Here is a 21,909-nt window from a genome sequence, read left to right on the forward strand (position 1 = left end):
CCGCGATAAAGTCGCCGAACCCGAGGGAGAGGGTGGTGGTAGCGCCCGCAATGAGCCGGGAACGAGCCACAGCCGCGGTCGCTGTGGCCGTCGACAGGGACCGGCGACGCGACGTTGGTCTGTGTGGCTTACCTCCCACACGGGGGTGGGGTTGGCGAGGCTAAGACCTTCAAACCACACTGAGACGCGCCCCCGTGGGCGCGTTCGTTCCATCAACGAGCGCGCCCACGATGGCCCTTCATCACCCTCGTCTAATCGTCAATGGAGAAGTTTGACACTTGCTCTCCTGGTCCGCGCGCGAAACTCACTTTGATGGTACGTGCACCAAAGGTCGCCGCATAGGAAAAGACCGTGTCATCGCCGACCTCGCGACGGTCGGTGAGTTCGAGCTTGGTCAAGGGGCCAAGCCTTTTCAGCAACGGCATGAAATACTGGTTCGACTCCTCAAGCGCTGCTGGGCTGGCAAGAGGAACGTCCTGATGGCGCAGCGTACCGGCGCGTGCGGCTTCGATCAGTGCGGTCACGCTACGATCTGCTTCGGAGTCTGGTGAGGGGCGCGGTCCCGGCGCGGTGAGGGTGGGATCCCACAGCGCTGCGATTCCATCGACAAGGGCGTAGGTGTTGGCATCCGCCGAATTGGCTAGCAGGATTACCGAGAGGTCATCGCCGAGGTAGCGCGAGTAGAAGGTTCTGAAACCTTGCCAGCTGCCACTATGGTAATACCGTGGATGGCCGCCAGCCTCGTCGAGAAACCAGCCAAAACCATAGGGATAAGGCTTTCCACTATTAAGTCGCACAGGGGTGTAGATCTGCTTCCAGCTGTTGCTGCTCAGCGCCGCCCCTTTCTCCACGCCGCGGGCCCATGCGATCATGTCGTCGAGCGACAAATACAGCGAGCCGTCCCCCGTAGGATTGAACATCGAAACCCAGTCCTGGTTCTTCAGCTCCCCATCGACGAGCTGATACCCGGCCGAGCGATTGGGCACGATGTCGGCGTCGTTGACGGCGCGCGCGGTCTTCATGCCCAGCGGCTTGAAGACGTGCGTGTCGAGGATGTCGAGATAGGACTGGCCGGTTGCCTTCTTCACGAGAATGCCCAGCAACTGATAGCCGGTGTTGCTATAGCTCCAGCGTGCGCCGGGCTCGAAATCAAGCGTCATCGGATAGAACGTCTTAACAAGCTCGTCGTCGGTGTAGTCACGCCTTAGATCGAAATCCGCGCCCGCATTGGGGAGCCCTGACGTGTGGGTGAGCAATTGCCGAATGGTGATCGGGCGCCAACTGGCGGGCGCGTCAGGCAGATATTTGCTTACCGAATCGTTGAGGTCCATCTTGCCCTGCTCGACCGCCGTCATGACGGCCGCAGCGGTGAACATCTTGCCGACCGAGCCCGACTGGAACATGGTTTCGGTCGTCACTGGGACGTTAAGCTCGACATTCGCCCAGCCATAACCTTTCGCGACGACAATCTTGCCGTTGCGCAGCACGGCGATCGCGACCCCAGGTACCTTCTGGGTGTGCATTTGGGTTTCCACGAACGTGTCGAGCTCTTTTCTGAACGTGTCGAGATTGGGGGCAGAAATCGCCGGGGCGGTGGCGCAAAGCATCGCGAATGCGCATATTGATGCGGTCAGCTTAAACATTTTCCTCGTACCTCATTCTCGCTGGTTGTGTTTCAATAAGGAGAGAGAGCAGTCGATGACCGCCCTTTGATGCTCCGCTCATTTTTCATAAATCAATCGTGCCTGCGCAACAGGTGGCGCGCAGCGCTCAATTGTATCTCAAAAGCACGGAGCTTCCTCGCAGACAATATAGCGTGAAAGCTAGACTGGATCAGATCACCCAATACACCTGTCTCTGTTCGTGGGTTCTCCTCGCCTTGCCGGCTGGAATTCTCCCTAGTCTTTGCGGTCTCTAATCGTTGCCGCAGATTTTGCCCTGCATCAACAAGACAGGATTATGTCACATGCTGACTGTTTGTCAATTAAGTAACATTATGCCGCAAGCGCGTTCGAAAAGGACGGAAATGGCGGTGCTGGCATCGACGAGCGCGCTATCCTAGTGTGGCGGCCGTCGAAAACTGCGGAGAACCAATTCGTGCAAGGTGGAGGTGATATGTCCCATGATCTGTTGCGGCGGCTTGAGGACAATCTTGAAGGCTTCACGCAGGCCGAACGGATGATAGCCAATTTCATCCTCACCAATCGCGGCGGAATCGCATTCGAGACCGCCAATTCGATCGCGGCCAAGCTGCAGGTAAGCTCAATCACCGTTGGCCGCTTCTCGCGCAAGATGGGATATCGCCACTTCAAGGATCTCAAGGCGGGGTTGCAAACGACAATGTCAGGTGTGCCTTGGCTGGTCGGCGATCAGGTAACCGAATTCGTGGAGACGAAAGGGGAGGGCAATCGCACCAAGCGCAGCCTCGAACTGGAACTGGCCGGGATTATTGAGGTCTATGCGATGGCGGAGAGCGAAAACTGGAAGCGGATCGTCGCGTTGCTAGCGCATAGCCACCGCGTGCATGTCGTTGGCTTTCAAACGGAACGAGGCGTCGCGGCGATGCTGGCAAATCTCTTGCAATACGCGCGGGACGGCGTCAGCCTCGTCGACACATCGGCAGGTAACTACCATGAGATATTCGCGACCGAATCCGAAAGCCACTGCCTCGTACTCTTCGATGTCCGACGATACTCAGAGCAGACCTACGATTTGGCCGCACGGGCAAGCCGCGAAGGTATCCCCCTGGTTATGATCACAGACAAGTTTTGCGACTGGATTCGCAAGTTTACCAGCCACGTCATCGCGGTATCCACGGAGGTCGAGTTGTTCTGGAGTTCGCCGGTATCCCTGAGCTGTGCAGTCAATCTTCTTGTCAACGACGTGATCGGGAGCCTCGGCCAGACGGTGGAAAAACGGCTGGAGCGCCTATCCGAGCTCTATCAGTCTCATACTGGACATGTTGGCAGCCCGGCCATGCGCAAGGCTGGCAAACCTTAGATTCATGGGTGCGGTCTCCTCGAACTTTTTCCCGTTGCAGCGATAGGGCGGGCATATCACCCCGCAGAGCGCAAAGCCGGATGCGTATACCTCGCGATGGCGAACCTGAGGTTATAGCGTGGCCACCGAAACCGGCAAAGAGCCCGGCCTGGCGCTTGCTGCGCCATTCTCTTCGTATCGATCGCATGCGGGCAGTTAGTCGGTTGAATTGCTTGACAGCCCACCAGTTGCGACTTTCTCAAATGGCGGAAGGCTTTCTTCGCACCGCTCCGAGCGCAATAACGCAAAGAGCCGATGGAAGTCTCGCCCTTCCGGTTCCCCCGGGTTGGTGATCTGTCGCCTTCACGTTGAAGCCAGGCTCATCGACCATAGAGGCAGCCCACGGCGTGCGTCAAAATGCGAATGGTCGCTGCGAGTATGCCCGCTCCGATCTGTTATCCGTTCGGCAGCGCCCGCTACGTCCTCGAATGGATTTGGTCTGACCGAAGACCACCTTCGCTGCGCTCAGTCTCGATCGTCTTCCCGCAACGACGTCGCTGCGTTTTCTTCCCCTGGCCGCTGCGCGTCCTTCCTCGCGGTCCAAGAAAGCCTCGCGCCGGCGTCTTTCACTTCGTTTCAGCCCCTTCGGGATGCAGACCGATCGTCTCCGGCCTCACGACCACCATCGAGGTCGCGATGGGCGCGGCCCGAGAAAAACAGAAGGAACCACCACAATGGCTACAATCGGCACTTTCTCCCGCACCGCGAACGGCTTCTCCGGATCGGTCAAAACCCTCAACCTCAACGTCAAGACGGTAACGTTCTCTCCGGCCGATGGCGAAAATGAAAAGGGTCCCGACTTCCGCATCTTCGCCGGCGCCACCGAGTTCGGGGCGGCATGGAAGAAGACCTCGCGCGAGGGACGCGACTACCACTCCGTCAAGCTCGACGATCCGAGCTTTCCCGCTCCGATCTATGCGAGCCTGGTCGAGACCGACACCGAGGGCGACTTCTCGCTCATCTGGTCCCGCCGCACCGCAGAGTGATCCGACCTAACACGAAGCCCCGCCGCAAGGCGGGGCTTTACCATGTTCAGGTCCTGCACAGGTTGGCACGTCCGCCAGCTGCAGCGCGCTAGGCTTTGGCCGCTGCTTTGCGCGCCTTCTTCACTGGTGACTTGATGGCTGCCGCAGCTGTTCTCGCTGCTGCCGCACGAGCAGCCCGTTTTGGTTTTTCCGCTGCGGCAGGAGTGGGCGCAGCCGCCTTGCGCCCGAGCCCTATTGATTTCGCCAGAGCCGAGCGGGTGGCCGCGTAATTCGGCGCCACCATCGGATAGTCGGAGGGCAGATTCCATTTCTGCCGGTATTCGTCGGGGCTCAGATTATAGTGGACTCCGATATGCCGTTTCAGCGATTTAAATTGTTTTCCGTCCTCCAGGCAGATGATGAAGTCAGGCGTCACCGACTTCTTGATCGAGACTGCCGGCTCCTGCTTGACCACCGGTTCTACCGCCGGCGTGCCGATGCTTTTCAGAGCGGCATGGATATCGCCGATCAACTTCGGCAACTCGCCGACCGGCAATGGATTGTTCGATACATAGGCGGCGACAATGTCAGCCGCTATCGACACAGTATCCAGTTGGTTGCCTTGTTCGAGAGCACTGGTCATATAATTTCCCTTTTTTGTATCGGACGAATTGATCGAAGTTTGATTTCCCTGTCCCGCCAACGAGGCAAATAGTACCTTTCTCTGTAAAATCCAAATCTATTGCACAACATTGTAAGAGTAAGCTTCGCATTCATCGTTCAGATCGACTGCGGATACCCTTGTCGACCGATGGGAAGCGAGGAACTTCCCCTCGCTTCCCCGCCAGTGCCGCCTGTGCAGAGCAGGGCCGCAGGCTCGCAAAGCGGCTGACTGCAACAACAGTGGCCGTCAATTTCCATCCGCTCCGCTCGACCATGCAGCCCGGCTCCGCGCGTCGGCATTGGCCCCCATCACTCCCGCGCGCTCACGCGCCCCCGGAAGGCATGCCGGGGGACATGCCTTCGGCATTGACGAAAAAAGGAGTGAGCACAATGAACATGACCACCATTATTAACAGCGAGAGCAACACCCAGCAGCAGGCGATTTCCAGCGGCTTTCGCGTCGATATCTCGCGCGGCGAGCGGATCGGACGAGTTTCCTCGGAATGGTTTTCGCGTCCCGATGACGAGCGCTATCTGAGCCTCACCGAGCTTTATGATGCCGTGAAGCAGAGAGCGGACCGCGCTACCGCCCGCACCGTGGAGAGCCGCGCGGTTCGCGTCGAAGCTACCCGCGACAATGCAGAGCAGCTTTCGCTTATCATCCCCGGACAGGAGCAGCCTATTGCGCCCACGCATTGGAGCTTCGGCCAGCTTTGCAGCCTTGTCAGCGCGCCGGCGACTTACATGCGCCAGCTGCCCGCACCGTTGGCAGGGATCAATTTACAGCATGGCCTTTTGAGCCATCGGGCGGAGTTGATGAAGACCCTCGAGACAGAATGCGGACGCCTTGAGCTTCGCGCGGTCACCGGCCCGGACTATGGCCGTATCTGGGATCATGAGCTTGTGGCCGCCGTGATGAAAATCGCGGGCAATGGTACCGGTGACACGATGTGGAAGGTGCCGGGCGTTCTGGATTGGGCGACGATGACTCACAATCCTTTCGTGGACATCACCAAGGACACCACCACGCTCTACGCCAGCGACCGAGACGTGTTCCTGTTTCTAGTTGATGATACGCATCCGATCGAAGCCGGACGGCTCCCGAATGGCGAACCGGATTTGTATTTTCGCGGCTTCTATTGCTGGAATTCGGAAGTCGGCAGCAAGACGCTGGGAATTGCGAGTTTCTATCTCCGCGCCGTTTGCATGAACCGCAATCTGTGGGGCGTTGAGGGCTTGGAGGAAATCAGCATCCGGCATTCGAAGTTTGCCTCGCAGCGTTTTGCGCACGAGGCAGCACCCGCTTTGACGAGCTTTGCGAACTCAAGTCCGGCGCCGTTCATCGCCGGTATCAAGGCTGCGCGTGAGAAGATCGTGGCCCGTAGCGACGAAGACCGCGAAAGCTTCCTGCGCAAGCGCGGTTTCTCCAAGGGCGAAACGGGCAAGATCATCGAGACTGTGTTGCAGGAGGAAGGCCGCCCGCCCGAAAGCATCTTCGATTTTGTGCAGGGCATGACCGCGCATGCCCGCACTAAGGCGCATCAGGATAGTCGGCTGGAGCTTGAAGGTAGGGCGAAGGCCTTATTGGAAAAGGCGACATGAACGAACAAAGGCCGCGCGGCGACTGTCTCGCCGCGCCGCCCTCAGGTCCGCCAAATCGACGAAACCGTCATATCAAAGTATGACGCCCGACGGATAGCCAGGATCAACGTTTGCGGCCGTACGGAGACAGGGCGGCTCGCCGGGCTCCGCCCGGCTCGCGATGCGACTGCTGCTGTTTGACTACAGCCACAAGAAATTCGTTTGGATTTCAGGTGTGATTTCGCCCTTGAGCAAATCGGCCGCTAACGTTTTCTGACGGGCATACTCGGAACTGTTGCCACCTCATTCAGAATATCATGGGGATCGAATCCGATCGTTTCAGCCAGATCTAGGAATTCGATCACATCCAGGCGCCGCCCCCCCGACTCGATGGCTGCGACTACTGACTGATATCGATCGATTGCCTTTGCTAGGTCGGCTTGGCTCAAGCCTGCAGCTTTGCGCTTGTCCACGATCAATTGGATAAGTCGCAAATGTCTTGGCGACCGAAGTGTCTTTTGCATTCGCTGCCGGTCCTTGACGAAACCGGCAGATCAATTAAATGGAAACCCAGATAACCAGAAAATCCGGTTATCTGGTGAATGCACCCAATTGTGCTTCGACGACTTTTGGTGGGCCGTGCTTAAACCACTCCTCGATCCCGATGTCGCCGACGTTGCGCCGGATGCACCGATCCTGACCGGCTATGACGAGGAGCGGCTGCTCACCTACATTCGCCTGCTCGACGCGGCGGCAGAAGGTGCGGACTGGCGCGAGGTGGCCAGGATCGTGCTGCACATGGACCCTAAGCAGGAGCCGGAGCGAGCGTTCAAGTCCTGGGAGACCCATCTTGCCCGCGCGAGGTGGATGACGACGAGTGGTTATCGGTATCTTCTGGCGGGCGGTGCACCCCACTAGGTGTAGCATACCATGCGCCCCGCTTTGCTGAATCAGCACAGCGGTTTGCTGACTCTCCAACTACCCAGTCCGCGCATCGACTTCGATGCTGATTCCGAAGCTCGCAGCCTAGTGCTGGCATCGGGAGAGGGCTTGGCAAATTGCAAGGCGATTGGACCAATCCAGCGGCCTACGTGCACATGCGCGACTACGAAGCGCCGGAGTTCGCTGCCGAATACCTGATCCGGAACGACGCCTTCATCGTCGAGTGCAGTCAGCTTGCGTCGCAAGGCGCAAATACCGGAGACCTGCTCGGACAATCTGACTTCGCCGCACGCTGGGGCGCGCGATTTCACAGTCACCGGTGATGGGCTTCCGTTAGCTGACAACATCGTCTGGACGGAACAGGCCTCGCCGCGCGTGCTGCGAGCCATGCAAATCCGATCGTCAGTCAGCCCTTCCCATCAGACTGTTCAACTCTCCAAACTCAGCAGCGCCGCCGTTTGGGAAGCAGACGAGCTTCATATTCTTTGGCCGGCATCGACCGGAACAAACAATCTCGTCACTGACATTCACAGCGGCGCGACCGAATTCAACGCCATCGTCCTGCCACTCGATGCGGCATTCGAGACACGGCTCGATGCAGCGCGCCGGTTCAGGCGGGCGCTGAGCGGCCGACCATCAGGCTCGGCCTACGGTGCGCTGCCGAAGCAAGCGAAGACGAGGCACACTCTCAACCTGCGTGCTCATGACGCCCGTCGCGCAGGGGCCACCTACCGCGAGATTGCGGAGGTGCTTTTGTCACGAGAGTCAATCGCGCCTCGAGACTGGCGCGATCATCATCTCCGGCACAAGGTTCGGGCGATCCTGCGAAGGGCTGATCGTCTTGTGGCCGGCGGCTACCGCGACCTTCTCTTCTATCCACACAGCCGCAGCCGAAAATCCGATCGCTGAAATCCCTTTCGCGTGGGTAGCGAAAACACATCCCCCGATGTTTGCCCTCCCTCGCTTTTCCTCAATTCGACCATCGTCCGTTTCGCGCGTCCCGGCAGGCCAGGACGACAGCAAAACCGAACGGAGATCGAGCGATGTCGAAGGGTCCCGCGGACGCGCCCCAAAAATACCTGCGAACCAAGGAGGCGGCACCAATCGTCGGCCTTTGCGCTCGCACCCTGGAAAAGCACCGGACGTACGGCACCGGACCAAAATACCGAAAGGTCGGTGGTCGCGTCCTGTATGACATCGACGATCTGCACGCCTGGATCGAGCTTGGTGCGCGCACGTCCACCAGCGATGCCAACGCGACCGTTGTTCCGCCTGCCAAGCCGCATGCCGCCCGCGCGCCAGCCTATGCCGGCCGGCGCGCTCGCGTCTCCTGATTCTATTCTGCGGGGCAAAGAAAATGCAGCTTCGCTCGACCGATCAGGGGCAGCTTGATCTGTTCCGCGCGCGCCCCAGTGTGATCACGCCACGCGATGCGCAAGACCTGATGTCGTGGCCATTTTTCTCACTCGCCAAATCCCGGCGCGTGACGCCTATCGATTTTCGCATGGGCGAGGTTTCGATCCGCGTCGAGGCGACGATCGAACATGGCATGGCGACGATCTGGGACGCCGACATCCTGATCTGGGCAGCCAGTCAGATTGTCGATGCACGTGACAAAGGCCTTCGCACGTCGCGTCTGATGGCGGCCACGCCCTACGAGATCCTTGCCTTCATTGAGCGTGGCGACTCCGCCCATAGCTATGACAGACTGAAGGCCGCGCTGGACCGCCTGCAATCGACGACGGTTGCCACGTCCATCCGTCAGTCGTCCGAGCGGCGGCGACATCGCTTCTCCTGGATCAACGAATGGAAGGAACGGATGGATGCCAACGGGCGCCCACTCGGCGTCGAGCTCATCCTGCCGGACTGGTTCTATGCCGGCGTCATCGACGATGCACTTATTCTCACGATCGACCGCCAATATTTCGGGCTGACGGGCGGCCTGGAGCGCTGGCTCTATCGTCTCGTTCGCAAGCACGGTGGCCGCCAGACCTACGGTTGGAGCTTTGATCTTCGTCATCTCCACGTGAAGTCCGGCAGTCTGTCGCCCTTCAAGCGCTTCACCTTCGACCTGCGCGAGATCGTGCGTCGCCAGCCACTGCCGGGCTACCGGCTGGCATTCTCCGTCGATCCCGACGGTCGATCACGCCTGAACTTCCAACTCAACCCGGCGGATCAATTTGCTAGCGCCAGCGCAACGTCGTGGGCGCCACGTGGCCGCACCACCAGGGCTGTGAAATGACTGTGGACAGGCCCGTGCTATCAGGAACCGCAACTCCCGTGCCATCGGGAACCGGATTCCCGTGCTATCAGGAACCGGAATCGGGCTTAAGCCATTGCAGCGATTGCCGAACCCGCTCCTCTAACGTTTCTAACTGTGAATCCTTCGGATTCTTTCTAACGGAAAGCGCCGATCAGCGAGGCTGTGGACGACAGCGGCGACATGATCATTCGGCCGGGCCGAGAACGATCGACGCCCGTTTTCCTTCCCGAAGCACGGCTGATTTCTCCGCTCCTCGTTTCGCCATGCTGACTGCTGACCTCAGTTCACGGGGGCCGGTATGAGCAATCTCACCCACGTCGAGCTGGTGTGGCTGAAGAGGCGGATCGAGAACTACATCCGGTTCGGAAAGGTTGCTTCCAACAGGAACATCGACCTTAGCCGTCGCGTCGTCTCCTTTACGCCAGACAGTATCTTCGCCTTCGTTCGCTGGACCGCGAACGACTTCGGCACCATCGCTTCCCGCATCGATATCCTACGCGCTGTTGCCACCGGCGAGCGCTGCTCGACTGTCGCCTATGTGCGGCCCGGCGCCGACATCCTGCTTACAGCTATCGGATGGCCGAACGTCGAGAAGGTGCTGAAGATCATTGACGCTATCGAAGCGATCGGCATCGATCCCATTGATGTGTCGCCGGACTACTGGCGGCATGCCCACAGCCGGCTCGCTGCGCGCGAGGCGCCCAGGCCCTACACCCGCCAGCGCCATGAGGCATGGCTCCTGCGCCGCAGGATTGAGCCATGAGCACGCGCGCAACGATCATCGTCGCTATGCTTGGCGGTGCGGTCCTCGTCGCCGCGCCGGCATCGATCGACCATCGACGGAAGTTGATCTGGAACGCGTCAGCAAGCGTCCCGGTCGGACTCTATCGCGTCGAGCCGGTCGACCGGATCGGGGTTTCCGACATCGCCGTCGTCATGCCGCCCAAGCCACTGGCGGATTTGCTCGCCCAACGCGAATACCTGCCGGACGGCGTGCCCCTCCTGAAACATGTGTTGGCACTCGGAGGCACGATGGTGTGCCGGCGAGGCGGCTCCATCATCGTCTATGGCGTGGCCTTTGGACATGCGCGCGAGCGTGACAGTCGTGGCCGGCCGCTGCCCGGCTGGCAGGGTTGCCGCATCATTGCCGATCGTGAAGTCTTCCTCATGAACTGGAACTCGGCTGACAGTTTCGACGGCAGATATTTCGGGCCGCTGCCGCTCACTTCGATTATTGGCCGCGCGGTCCCGATGTGGACCACCGACCGCGCTTCTCCGGTGCTGGATGTTTCTGGCGAAGCGGATCGCCGCGAGCCATGACCTCTCGCACCAACCCTCATCAACGCTCATGAAAGGAGCAACGCAGTGGCCCAGATCGGCACCTTCACCCGCAACGATGACGGCTTCTTCGGCAACGTCTCTACGCTGACGCTCGACGCGAAACTTGCCATCCTGCCTGCCGAGAAATCGGACGCCGAAAACGCGCCAGACCATCGCGTCTTCTGCGAAGGCATGGAGATCGGCGCGGCATGGGATCGCACCGGCGAGAAGGCCGGCAACTACCTCTCCGTCTCCATCGATGATCCGTCGTTCACTCAGGCGATCCGCGCCAATCTGTTTCAGTCCGATGCCGAGAAAAGTATCTGGGCATTGCACTGGAGCCGGCAGTCGAAGCGCGACGAACGGGGCTGATCGGATGCTCCGATTTCGCCTCAGCGAACTTTCTGAGTCAAACCCTTTGATCGATTGGGCGCCGGTCAAACCCTCCGACCCGATCGCCTGTCAGGCGGCCACCGCGCGCAGCGAAGGTCAAGGGCGGCCGGACGCTTGCCCTTCGTTCAGGACGTCCATGGCGCCGCAGTTTGCGGCAAGCAAGTCCGGCCGGCGAAGCCTTGCCCTTGACGGAAGCGAGCACGGTGGCAGGCTGCAGGCGCGTCGGGATCGTGGTGCAGGTGCTTTTATCTGCCGAGGCATTGCAGCACTGTCTGCAAGCGTCATGCTCGCCCTTACGGCGTCTATTGTCTGTGCTGAGCCTTCCGCGCATCGTGAGCGGCCGGCGCACTCCAGCAGTACCATCTCGTCCGCTGATCCCTGGTCGGCGCATATCCGGGAAGCGGCCAAACGCTTTGCCATTCCCGAGCGACTACTTCGCGCCGTCATGCATGTCGAGAGCGTTGGTGATGTTCATGCGGTGTCGAGCAAAGGAGCAATGGGCTTGATGCAGATCATGCCGGCGACATGGGAAGAACTGCGCGCCAAGTACCGCCTCGGTGACGATCCTTATCAGCCGCGCGACAACATTTTTGCAGGTGCGGCGTATCTGCGCGAGATGCTCGACCGCTTCGGCCGCAACGGCTTCCTCGCTGCTTACAATGCCGGCCCTGGGCGATACGAAGAGCATCTTGTTACCGGCCGGCCACTTCCGCACGAGACGATCGACTACGTCAGGAAACTGGCGCCCCTGATCAATGGTTCGGTTCCCATTCCGATGCGCGCACGTCAAGGAGCGGGCAGGGTGAGCGCACTCGAAGCGGCGATTTTCGCGCACGTCGTGAACACACGGAATAGCTCGGCGCCTCAGGGTGAGCGCGAGACTAATGTTCCCGTAGAGACCGTCTTCACGGCGATCCGTTCACCCAGCGTGCGAGCACCGGTGGACCAAGCGGTCACCGATCTTACGGCGCTCGTACCGCAACCGGACGGCTCGCGCAGTGAAGGTGGATTGTCTCCGCCCTCTGCTGTCCATAGCCCGTTTGTGCAGGGTTCGTCCGAGACACCACAATGATCGGCGCATTCCTGGTCAATCGCATTCTGGCCTGTTGCGTCGCAGGAATTGCGGCGGGAGGGTGGGTTTCGGGGCAGTACGGGAAGGGATGGCAGGATAAAGGGCCGCGATGTGCGGCTCGGTCGGTTGGTTGTTTTTCTTATGGTTTTTGTCTCGCTTTGCGATGTGCTCGCGTAATTGGCGATGTGCACGCTCGCTGTCTTCTCAAGATCTACAATGGAAATCGCACCTCGCGGGCTCAGCGCCTATGAATCGTGACGATAGTTTTCGTGTGCGCCCTGGCCGTATCCGCTCCCGCGCCGGCCAGCGCGCTCGCCCGTTCATATTCCAGGCGCTCGCAGCGGCACAGCGGGCGGGCGGTCATATCTCGCGAGAAGGCCGCATCACCTCCCCAAGGGCCTCGACGTTCGGTCGCGGCCGGTCGGCAAGCATCCGCGCCAATCGCCTCATCACCGGCCGCTCGCGCGGTGCCATTGTCAAAGCGCGCGTCGTTCGCCAATTCAGAAGCTCTGCACCGCTCGCTGCTCATCTCAAATACCTTCGTCGCGAAGGCGTGACGCGCGACGGCGAGAAGGCGACAATGTTTGGTCCTGATACGGACGAGGCCGATCACGACGTCTTTGCCGATCGGTGCAAGGAGGACCGGCACCATTTCCGTTTCATCGTCTCACCGGACGATGCTCAGGAGTTGGGCGACCTCAAAGGCTTCGCTCGCAACCTGATGGCCGACATGGAGCGCGATCTCGGCACGAAGCTCGATTGGGTGGGCGTTGACCATTGGAACACCGAACATCCGCATGTCCATATTCTCGTTCGTGGTGTCGCCGATGATGGCGAGAACCTCGTCATATCGCGCGACTACATCCGCCAAGGCATGCGAGACCGGGCGAGTGACATCCTCACCCAGACACTTGGGCTACGCACCGGTCACGACATTCGCCAAACAATCGAGCGGCAGATCGACAGCGAACGTTGGACGCAGCTCGACCGCCAGCTTGTTTGTGACGCCGATCGCCATGGCATCATCGATCTCGCGCCGCATCCTGATGGGCGGCCTGACGAGTTTCTGACGCAGAAGGTCGGACGGCTCCGCAAGTTGGAAAACCTCGGCCTCGCCAACGAAATCCGTCCTGGCCAGTGGATGGTGGGCGAAGACGTCGAGTCGACCTTGCGCGCGCTTGGCGAGCGCGGCGACATCATCAAGCGCATGCATCGCAGCCTAACCGGCCATGGCATCCACAAAGGCGCAGCCGACTATGTCCTTGCAGCTGAGCAGATCGATACACCTATCATCGGTCGGCTGTTGGAGCGGGGGCTCGACGATGAGCTACGGGGCTCGGCTTATGCCATCGTGGACGGCATAGACGGTCGTGCCCATCACATTCGGTTCCAAGATCTCGACGCCACTGCCGATTCCGCCCCGGGCTCGATCGTCGAGCTTCGTCGCTACGAGGATGCGAAGGGCCGCAGCCGCGTTGCGCTCGCAGTTCGATCCGACCCCGCGATCGAGGAACAAATCCATGCCCATGGTGCGACGTGGCTCGACCGTCAGCTTGTGGCGCGTGAACCCGTCGAAGTTGGGGAGGGCGGCTTTGGCAGGGAAGTGAGACAGGCGCTTCAGGACCGCACCGATATTCTTGTCAAGCAGGGCCTCGCACGGCGCGAAGGTCAACGCGTCATCTGCGCTCGCAACCTTGTCGACACGTTACGCAGTCGAGAGGTTGATGCACTCGGCGTGCGACTCGCCGCCGAGACCGGTCTTTCGTTCACGAAGGCGGCGGACGGTGATCACGTCGCTGGCATCTACCGGCAACGCTTCTCGCTCGCGTCCGGCCGCTTCGCCATGGTCGATGATGGGCTGGGCTTCAGGCTGGTGCCATGGTCCTCATCGGTCGAGAAGCATCTCGGCAGCCACGTTGCTGGCATTGCCCGCGCGACGGGCGCAGTTGATTGGAGTTTTGGAAGAAAGCAGGGACTCGGGCTCTGAGCGATTCCAAGTGTGGTGCGGCCTGTACCCACTCTGAACCGCCCGCCTTAGACAAGTCTTTGCACGTCAGCACACGACCGGTTGCCTTGATCGCCCGTTTCTTCTTGCGTGGGCGAGGCCCCGACATTCTCTATCCGCTCCTGACCGTTTCAGCCCGGGAGACGAAAGCATGCCGGCGACCAGAATTTTGTGGGGCCAAGTCGTAACCGTCCTCCTGATCGTGCTCGTCACTACGTGGTGCGCGACACAATGGACGGCCTGGCGGCTTGGCTTCCAGTTGCAACTCGGTTCGCCTTGGTTCGAACTTGGCGGCCATTCTGTCTATCCACCGCCCGCATTTTTCTGGTGGTGGTTTTTCTATGATGCTTACGCGCCAGAGGTTTTCATCGAGGGCGCGCTGATCGCGGCAAGTGGCAGCTTCATCGCGATCATTGTTGCTATCGGCATGTCGGTGTGGCGGGCGCGGGAAGCAAAGGACGCCGCCACATACGGCTCGGCTCGCTGGGCGACGCGCGATGAAATCAGAGTCGATGGCATGATCGGCCCGGATGGCGTGGTGCTCGGCAAGCTCGATCACGATTATCTCCGCCACGACGGTCCGGAGCACGTGCTGTGTTTCGCACCGACGCGAAGCGGCAAGGGCGTCGGCTTGGTCGTACCCTCGCTGCTGACCTGGCCGGGAAGCGCGATCGTGCACGACATCAAGGGCGAAAACTGGGAACTGACGGCGGGATGGCGGTCGCGCTTTGGCTGCGTGCTGCTGTTCGATCCGACCAATCCCGCGTCGGCTGCCTACAATCCCTTGCTGGAAGTCCGGCGAGGCGAATGGGAGGTTCGCGACGTGCAGAACGTCGCCGACGTGCTCGTTGACCCCGAGGGGTCGCTCGAACGTCGGAACCATTGGGAAAAGACCAGCCACGCACTCCTGGTCGGCGCCATTCTGCATGTTCTCTATGCAGAGAAGGACAAGACGCTCGCCGGCGTTGCGAACTTCCTCTCCGATCCGCAACGGGCGATCGAGGCAACACTACGCACCATGATGCTGACACGGCATCTGGGCGAGGGCGGTCCGCATCCGGTCGTGGCATCGGCGGCACGGGAACTGCTCAACAAGTCGGAGAATGAGCGGTCAGGGGTGCTTTCGACGGCCATGAGTTTTCTGGGCCTTTATCGCGATCCGGTTGTGGCGAAGGTGACGTCTCGTTGCGATTGGCGGATCGGCGACCTTGTCGAGGGCGTGCGGCCGACGACACTCTATCTGGTCGTGCCGCCATCGGATATCAGCCGCACAAAACCGCTCATCCGCCTCGTGCTTAACCAGATCGGCCGCAGATTAACCGAGGATCTTCATGCGAAGGATCGCCGCCAGCGCCTGTTGATGATGCTCGACGAGTTCCCGGCGCTCGGCCGTCTCGATTTCTTCGAAAGCGCGCTGGCCTTCATGGCGGGCTACGGCATCAAGAGCTTTCTGATCGCGCAGTCGCTCAACCAGATCGAAAAGGCCTATGGGCCGAACAATTCCATTCTCGACAACTGCCATGTGCGCGTCAGCTTTGCCACCAATGACGAGCGGACAGCCAAACGCGTCTCCGACTCGCTGGGAACAGGAACCGAGATGCGCGCCATGAAGAACTACGCCGGGCACAGGTTGTCGCCCTGGCTTGGCCATCTGATGGTCTCGCGGCAAGAGACGGCGCGCGCGCTCATGACGCCAGGCGAGATCATGCAACTTCCGCCGAGCGACGCCATCGTCATGGTGTCGGGCCTGTTCCCGATCCGGGCGAAGAAAGCACGCTATTTCGCCGATCCGCGCCTTGCCGAGCGTGTCCTGCCGCCACCGAAGCTTGAAGCGATCTCAGCTACATCGCGGCCTAACGACTGGACGGGCACAACGCTCCTCGCTGCATTGGAAGGCAATCCTCTGCAACCGAAGCCCTCCGTGAATCCACAGAGCGGGGATCCGGCAAATGGCGGCATACGTCGCCAGCCCGAGATTCCCGATTACGAAGACATCGCGCCGGAGCAAACAACACAGCGCGACGATGAGTTCGACCTTGACGAACCTGACGATGACGCTGTCCGTCAGCGCGCGGTCGATCAGGTCATGCGGCGCGCCGCACGGCAGGCGGCCCTCGATCCCAATGACGGCATTGAGTTGTGAAGAACCCGAAGAAGAAACGGCTCTCGGCCTATCTCGATCCAGACGTGATGAACGCGCTGGCCGACTACGCCGCGCGGCGCGATGTCTCACTGTCGCTGATCGCCGAGGCTGCAATCGCCTCCTTGCTTTCGCCGGATGCCGACGAGCGGAAGGAAGCGGCGATTGCCCGACGCCTAGACCAGATCGACCGGCGCGTGCAGCGCGTCGAGCGCGACGTCGGCATCGCCATCGAGACGCTGGCGCTATTCGTCCGCTTCTGGCTCACCTCAACTCCGGCTTTGCCGGAATCCGCCCAGGCCGAAGCTCGCGCGAAGGGCCTCCAGCGCTACGATGGTTTTGTCGACGCGCTCGGTCGCAGGCTGAGCAAAGGACCAAAGCTCCGGCAGGAAATCGCCGAGGACGTGCCCGCGGCACCCCCGGCCGACACCGATGATTTGCCTGCTGGTTAGGTACGAGCCGAGTTCGCCATTTCCGCCGCACCGCATTTTGCAAGTCTCTGCACGTCGCATTAGGATCGCCCGTTTTGCTTGTTGCAAGGCCGGCAATCCTGCCTCTTCTAATCATCCCCGACCGCGGCACGAACCAACTCGCCGCGAGGAATGGGGACCATCGTGGCAATCAATTATCAGCTTGGCAGGGAAGCGGTGTCGCGCGGTGCGCGCATGCTGCGCACTGCCCTCGGCCCAGCCATCGCCAGCTTTCTGGAAGATCCTGATATCGTCGAGGTGATGCTCAACCCGGACGGGCGGCTCTGGGTCGACCGGCTGAAGGAAGGTCTTGTCGCTACCGACGAAATCCTGATCCCGGCCGATGGTGAGCGCATCGTCCGGCTGGTCGCGCACCATGTCGGCGCGGAAGTGCATTCCGGCAATCCCCGAGTGTCGGCCGAACTGCCCGAGACCGGCGAGCGCTTCGAGGGCCTGTTGCCACCTGTTGTCGCCGCACCGACCTTCGCCATCCGTAAGCCCGCCGTCGCTGTGTTTGCGCTCGAAGATTACGTCGCGGCCGGCATCATGACAGAGAGCCAGGCCGATGTGATGCGGCTTGCGGTCGAAAGGCGGAAGAACGTGCTGGTTGCCGGTGGCACGTCCACCGGCAAGACCACGCTGGTCAACGCGCTGCTGGCCGAGGTGGCGAAGTGTCCCGATCGCGTTGTTCTGATCGAGGACACGCGCGAGCTGCAATGCGCCGCCCCGAACCTCGTGGCGCTGCGCACCAAGGACGGCGTCGCCTCGCTTTCCGATCTGGTGAAGTCGTCGTTGCGGCTTCGCCCCGACCGCATCCCGATCGGCGAGGTGCGCGGAGCTGAGGCACTTGACCTGCTCAAGGCCTGGGGCACCGGCCACCCGGGCGGGATCGGCACCATCCATGCCAGTTCTGCCGTTGGCGCACTGCGTCGACTTGAGCAACTCGTGCAGGAAGCTGTCGTCACGGTCCCGCGTGCGCTCATTGCCGAGACCATCGACCTCATCGCGGTTCTCGCTGGCCGGGGTGCTGCGCGCCGTCTCGTTGAGATTGCGTGGGTCGACGGGCTCGATCCCACCACAAGCGACTACCGCACGATTGAGGCAAAGCTCGAAACCACACCGACCGTGAAACCCATCCCCCATGGAGCTCAACAATGAATCCGATCCGCTTCACTTCGTCATCTATCCGTAGGGTCGGTGAGGTGTTCCCGCTGGCTACGGCGACAGCTTCGGTCGCGGCCATGATGAGCACGCCCGCTCACGCGGCCGGTTCTTCCATGCCGTGGGAGCAGCCGCTTCAACAAATCCTCGAATCCGTCGAGGGACCAGTCGCCAAAATCGTGGCGGTGATCATCATCATCGTCACCGGGTTGTCGCTCGCCTTCGGCGACACCTCGGGCGGATTTCGCCGGCTGATCCAGATCGTCTTCGGCCTGTCGATCGCCTTCGCGGCGAGTTCGTTCTTCCTGTCGTTCTTCTCCTTCGGCGGCGGAGCGCTCATCTGATGGGAGGGCCCCTGCTGGAAGACGAAGACATCCGCGGGTTTTTCGCGCCGGTGCACCGGGCGCTCACCGAACCGATCCTGCTCGGCGGTGCGCCACGCGCAGTCGCCATCGCCAATGGCACGCTGGCCGGCGTTATCGGCCTCGGTTTGCGCCTGTGGATCGCTGGCCTCGTCATCTGGGCGATAGGGCATTTCGCGGCCGTCTGGGCGGCGAAGCGCGATGCTCAATTCGTCGACGTCGTGCGCAGGCATCTGCGCTATCCCGCACATTTCGGCTGCTGAGAGGCTTTTTCCGCGATGATGAACCTCGCCGAGTATCGCAAAAAGAACGTTAGCCTTGCCGACTATCTGCCCTGGGCTGCCTTGGTCGCGCCTGGTGTCGTGCTCAACAAGGACGGCTCGTTCCAGCGCACCGCCCGCTTTCGCGGCCCCGATCTCGATTCCGCCACGCCGGCGGAACTGGTCGGAACGACGGCGCGGCTGAACAGCGCGCTGCGCCGGCTCGGCTCGGGCTGGGCGATCTTCGTCGAAGCACAGCGCAACCCCGCCACTGACTATCCCAACAGCCAGTTCCCGGATTCCGCGTCGGCACTTCTCGACATCGAGCGGCGCGAGCAGTTCGAGGACTCCGGTATGCTGTTCGAGAGCTGCTATTTTCTGACCTTCGTGTGGTTGCCGCCGGCAGAGGAAGCCTCGCGCATCGAGGGCTGGCTTTACGAAGGCCGGGAGAAAAGCGGTGTCGATCCGTGGGAACTGCTGAAAAGTTTTGTCGACCGTACCGACCGCGTGTTGAACTTGGTCGAGGGTTTTGTTCCCGAAGCAGCCTGGCTCGATGACGCAGAGACGCTTGCCTACCTGCATTCCTGCGTTTCCACCAGGCGCCATCGTGTCCGTGTTCCCGAAACGCCGATGCATCTCGATGTACTGCTTGTCGATCAGCCGCTTGCCGGTGGATTGGAGCCGCGGCTTGGCGAGTTTAATCTGCGCACACTCACCATCATCGGCTTCCCCAGTGTGACCTTTCCAGGGATCCTCGACGATCTCAATCGGCTTGCCTTCGCCTATCGCTGGTCGACGCAGGCGATCATGCTCGACAAAACCGACGCGACCAGGCTGCTGACGAAGATCCGTCGACAGTGGTTCGCCAAACGGAAGTCCGTCGCCGCCATCCTCAAGGAAGTGATGACCAACGAAGCTTCCGTTCTTGTGGATACGGACGCCGCGAACAAGGCAGCGGACGCCGATGCTGCGCTTCAGGACCTCGGCTCGGACCAGATTGGCGAGGCCTATGTCACCGCAACAGTGACGGTGTGGGATGCCGATCCGTCGGTCGCCGACGAAAAACTTCGGCTGGTCGAGAAGGTCATCCAGGGCAGGGAATTCACGGCCATCGTCGAAGGCGTCAATGCCATCGAGGCGTGGCTCGGCAGCATTCCCGGTCACGTCTATGCGAATGTCCGCCAGCCGCCGCTGTCGACCCTGAACCTCGCCCACATGATTCCGCTCTCGGCTGTCTGGGCAGGCCCGGTCGAGGACGAGCATTTTGGTGCCTCGCCGCTGTTCTTCGCCAGGACAGAAGGCGCGACGCCATTCCGGTTCAGCCTGCATGTCGGCGATGTCGGCCACACGCTTGTCGTTGGCCCGACGGGTGCGGGCAAGTCAGTCCTGTTGGCGATGATGGCACTGCAGTTCCGTCGCTACGAGAGCAACCAGATCTTTGCCTTCGACTTCGGCGGCTCAATCCGCGCGGCCATGCTCGCCATGGGCGGCGACTGGCACAATCTCGGGGGCAGTGCGGCGAATGGGCAGGGTCCGGGCGATCCACTCGCTTTGCTCACGCTGGCCGATCTGTCGGACGACGCCGGCGCTGTTTCACTACAGCCGCTTGGCCGTATCCACCACACGCCCGAGCGGGCCTGGGCGGCCGACTGGCTCGTCGACATTCTCATTCGTGAGGGCGTTCCCGTCACGCCCGACGTCAAGGAGCATCTCTGGTCAGCGCTCACCTCCCTGGCCTCGGCGCCGGTGCAGGAACGCACGCTGACCGGCCTGACGGTGCTGCTGCAATCATCACCTCTCAAGCAAGCGCTGCGGCCGTATTGCATCGGCGGCCCCTATGGCCGGCTGCTCGACGCCGAGCACGAGCGTCTGGGTGAGGCCTCCGTCCAGGCGTTCGAGACCGAGGGCCTGATTGGCACGGGTGCTGCTCAGGCCGTGCTTGCCTATCTCTTCCATCGCATCGAACAGCGGATGGACGGCAGGCCGACGCTGCTGATCATCGATGAGGGCTGGTTGGCGCTCGACGATGGCGGCTTCGCCGACCAACTGCGCGAATGGCTGAAGACGTTGAGGAAGAAGAACGCCTCAATCATCTTCGCCACGCAATCGCTGTCCGATATCGACGGCAGCCGGATTGCGCCGGCGATCGTCGAAAGCTGTCCGACCCGGCTGTTCCTGCCAAACGAGCGCGCGATCGAGCCACAGATCACTCAGATATACAGGCGTTTCGGCCTCAACGACCGCCAGATCGAGATCGTCGCCCGGGCCACGCCCAAGCGCGATTATTACTGTCAGAGCCGCCGCGGCAACCGTCTCTTCGAGCTGGGCCTTGGTCCGATCGCGCTTGCCCTCTGCGCCTCATCGTCCAAGTCCGACCAGGCGGCAATCGATCGGGTCATCACCGAGGCCGGCCGAGAGCATTTCCTCGAGGCCTGGCTCACCGACCGCGGTCTCGGCTGGGCCGCCGACCTGGTTCCCGATCTCACCAATGTCATCGACCAATCCGCAAAGGAGATTTCCTGATGCAGTCCGTTCTTGCGCACCACCGAATCCGCCACACGACGGCCGCCGCGGCGCTCGTCGCCGCTGTTGCGCTCTCGCCGCTGCCGGCATCGGCGCTGATTGTCTATGATCCCACCAACTACAGCCAGAACCTGCTTCAGGCAGCACGCGCCCTGGAGCAGATCCAGAACCAGGTCACTTCGCTTCAGAACGAAGCGCAGATGCTGATCAACCAGGCGAAAAACCTCACCTCCCTGCCAACCTCTCTGCTCGGCCAGATCGAAGGCAATTTCTCTCAGATGAAGAGCCTGCTCGGCGAGGCCGACAAGCTCGCCTACAGCGTCCAGGACATCGAGAGCCAGTTCACCTCGACCTACGAGAATTTCGGCTCGAACCTTTCCAGCCAGCAGCTTGTCGATGGTGCGCGTGAACGCTGGCAAACCTCGGTGTCTGCCTTCGAGCATTCGCTGAAAGCCGGAGCCGTCGCCGCCGACAACATCGAAGGGACGCAGGAACAGACCAGCGCGCTGGTCGGCGCCAGCCAAGCCGCCGTCGGCGTGCTGCAGGCGACACAGGCCGGCAATGAGCTTCTCGCCGTGCAGGCAAAGCAGGTCGCTGATCTCACCGCGATGATGGCAGCGCAGGGACGCGCCGCCGCGCTGGAGCAGGCGAGGAAGGCCGCCGCGCAGGAGCAAGCACGGGAACAGTTCAGCCGCTTCATGACGGGCAGTGGCTACAGCCCGTCATCGGTTCGCATGTTCCACGACTGAG

Annotated in this window: 22 protein-coding genes; 19 read left to right on the forward strand and 3 right to left on the reverse strand. The window is 61.2% G+C overall.

The window, feature by feature from the left end:
• Positions 1-251: 251 nt before the first annotated feature.
• Positions 252-1,643 carry a serine hydrolase domain-containing protein gene (locus EJ075_RS26025; protein ID WP_126106294.1) on the reverse strand — a complete coding sequence of 464 codons (1,392 nt, stop codon included), beginning with the start codon at positions 1,641-1,643 and terminating at the stop codon, positions 252-254.
• Between the two features lie 472 nt (positions 1,644-2,115).
• On the opposite strand from EJ075_RS26025, the gene EJ075_RS26030 reads away from it, so the two are divergent.
• Together EJ075_RS26030 and EJ075_RS26035 are read left to right on the forward strand one after the other, a co-directional pair.
• Positions 2,116-3,000, forward strand: coding sequence for a MurR/RpiR family transcriptional regulator (locus EJ075_RS26030; RefSeq protein ID WP_126106295.1), 885 nt, complete (start codon positions 2,116-2,118; stop codon positions 2,998-3,000).
• Positions 3,001-3,713: 713 nt separating this feature from the next.
• Positions 3,714-4,025 carry a DUF736 domain-containing protein gene (locus EJ075_RS26035; protein WP_023728967.1) on the forward strand — a complete coding sequence of 104 codons (312 nt, stop codon included), beginning with the start codon at positions 3,714-3,716 and terminating at the stop codon, positions 4,023-4,025.
• Between the two features lie 88 nt (positions 4,026-4,113).
• On the opposite strand, the gene EJ075_RS26040 is transcribed toward EJ075_RS26035, so the two are convergent.
• Positions 4,114-4,647 (reverse strand): MucR family transcriptional regulator, encoded by a 534-nt coding sequence (locus tag EJ075_RS26040; protein ID WP_126106296.1) that lies wholly within the window; start codon positions 4,645-4,647, stop codon positions 4,114-4,116.
• Positions 4,648-5,063: 416 nt separating this feature from the next.
• Here EJ075_RS26040 and EJ075_RS26045 point away from each other — a divergent pair, with 416 nt between their 5' ends.
• Positions 5,064-6,269 carry a DUF932 domain-containing protein gene (locus EJ075_RS26045; RefSeq protein WP_126107469.1) on the forward strand — a complete coding sequence of 402 codons (1,206 nt, stop codon included), beginning with the start codon at positions 5,064-5,066 and terminating at the stop codon, positions 6,267-6,269.
• Between the two features lie 242 nt (positions 6,270-6,511).
• Here the strand turns inward: EJ075_RS26045 and EJ075_RS26050 are convergent, their stop codons facing one another.
• Positions 6,512-6,772, reverse strand: a complete 261-nt coding sequence (locus EJ075_RS26050) for a helix-turn-helix transcriptional regulator (RefSeq protein WP_126106297.1) — start codon at positions 6,770-6,772, stop codon at positions 6,512-6,514.
• A 115-nt stretch (positions 6,773-6,887) separates the two neighbouring features.
• Here EJ075_RS26050 and EJ075_RS26055 point away from each other — a divergent pair, with 115 nt between their 5' ends.
• From EJ075_RS26055 to trbJ, 16 genes are all read left to right on the forward strand, one after another.
• A complete protein-coding gene (locus EJ075_RS26055; RefSeq protein WP_126106298.1) occupies positions 6,888-7,166 on the forward strand; it encodes a DUF2285 domain-containing protein in 279 nt (92 codons plus the stop codon).
• A gap of 258 nt (positions 7,167-7,424) precedes the next feature.
• Positions 7,425-8,099 (forward strand): DUF2285 domain-containing protein, encoded by a 675-nt coding sequence (locus tag EJ075_RS26060; protein ID WP_126106299.1) that lies wholly within the window; start codon positions 7,425-7,427, stop codon positions 8,097-8,099.
• A 134-nt stretch (positions 8,100-8,233) separates the two neighbouring features.
• The gene (locus EJ075_RS26065) at positions 8,234-8,524 is read left to right on the forward strand and encodes a helix-turn-helix domain-containing protein (protein WP_126106300.1); all 291 of its coding nucleotides are present in this window, start codon (positions 8,234-8,236) and stop codon (positions 8,522-8,524) included.
• 23 nt (positions 8,525-8,547) lie between these two features.
• Entirely contained in the window at positions 8,548-9,432 is an 885-nt protein-coding gene (locus EJ075_RS26070) for a replication initiator protein A (protein ID WP_126106301.1), read from the forward strand.
• Between the two features lie 319 nt (positions 9,433-9,751).
• On the forward strand, positions 9,752-10,216 hold the full coding sequence (locus tag EJ075_RS26075) for a DUF2840 domain-containing protein (protein ID WP_126106302.1): 465 nt from the start codon (positions 9,752-9,754) through the stop codon (positions 10,214-10,216).
• Entirely contained in the window at positions 10,213-10,773 is a 561-nt protein-coding gene (locus EJ075_RS26080) for a S26 family signal peptidase (RefSeq protein WP_126106303.1), read from the forward strand. Before EJ075_RS26075 ends, EJ075_RS26080 begins: the two co-directional genes overlap by 4 nt.
• 45 nt (positions 10,774-10,818) lie before the next feature.
• Positions 10,819-11,145 carry a DUF736 domain-containing protein gene (locus EJ075_RS26085; protein ID WP_126106304.1) on the forward strand — a complete coding sequence of 109 codons (327 nt, stop codon included), beginning with the start codon at positions 10,819-10,821 and terminating at the stop codon, positions 11,143-11,145.
• A 4-nt stretch (positions 11,146-11,149) separates the two neighbouring features.
• Complete coding sequence (locus tag EJ075_RS26090; RefSeq protein WP_164547186.1) at positions 11,150-12,238, forward strand: lytic transglycosylase domain-containing protein; 1,089 nt, start codon at positions 11,150-11,152, stop codon at positions 12,236-12,238.
• Between the two features lie 247 nt (positions 12,239-12,485).
• Entirely contained in the window at positions 12,486-14,225 is a 1,740-nt protein-coding gene (locus EJ075_RS26095) for a VirD2 family relaxase/mobilization nuclease (RefSeq protein ID WP_126106305.1), read from the forward strand.
• A gap of 169 nt (positions 14,226-14,394) precedes the next feature.
• The gene (locus EJ075_RS26100; RefSeq protein ID WP_126106306.1) at positions 14,395-16,386 is read left to right on the forward strand and encodes a conjugal transfer protein TraG; all 1,992 of its coding nucleotides are present in this window, start codon (positions 14,395-14,397) and stop codon (positions 16,384-16,386) included.
• A gap of 47 nt (positions 16,387-16,433) precedes the next feature.
• Complete coding sequence (locus EJ075_RS26105; protein WP_206437580.1) at positions 16,434-16,835, forward strand: CopG family transcriptional regulator; 402 nt, start codon at positions 16,434-16,436, stop codon at positions 16,833-16,835.
• A gap of 213 nt (positions 16,836-17,048) precedes the next feature.
• Positions 17,049-18,011 (forward strand): P-type conjugative transfer ATPase TrbB, encoded by a 963-nt coding sequence (gene trbB, locus EJ075_RS26110; protein ID WP_206437581.1) that lies wholly within the window; start codon positions 17,049-17,051, stop codon positions 18,009-18,011.
• Between the two features lie 83 nt (positions 18,012-18,094).
• Positions 18,095-18,358, forward strand: coding sequence for a TrbC/VirB2 family protein (locus tag EJ075_RS26115; protein WP_245458222.1), 264 nt, complete (start codon positions 18,095-18,097; stop codon positions 18,356-18,358).
• Positions 18,358-18,639 (forward strand): VirB3 family type IV secretion system protein, encoded by a 282-nt coding sequence (locus EJ075_RS26120; RefSeq protein ID WP_126106309.1) that lies wholly within the window; start codon positions 18,358-18,360, stop codon positions 18,637-18,639. The genes EJ075_RS26115 and EJ075_RS26120 overlap by 1 nt, the downstream gene beginning before the upstream one ends.
• A gap of 15 nt (positions 18,640-18,654) precedes the next feature.
• The gene (trbE, locus tag EJ075_RS26125) at positions 18,655-21,159 is read left to right on the forward strand and encodes a conjugal transfer protein TrbE (RefSeq protein WP_126106310.1); all 2,505 of its coding nucleotides are present in this window, start codon (positions 18,655-18,657) and stop codon (positions 21,157-21,159) included.
• Entirely contained in the window at positions 21,159-21,908 is a 750-nt protein-coding gene (trbJ, locus tag EJ075_RS26130; RefSeq protein WP_126106311.1) for a P-type conjugative transfer protein TrbJ, read from the forward strand. Before trbE ends, trbJ begins: the two co-directional genes overlap by 1 nt.
• The last annotated feature ends 1 nt before the right edge of the window (position 21,909 follow it).

The sequence above is a fragment of the Mesorhizobium sp. M6A.T.Cr.TU.016.01.1.1 genome (genome assembly GCF_003952585.1).
GTDB classification, from domain to species: Bacteria; Pseudomonadota; Alphaproteobacteria; order Rhizobiales; family Rhizobiaceae; genus Mesorhizobium; species Mesorhizobium mediterraneum.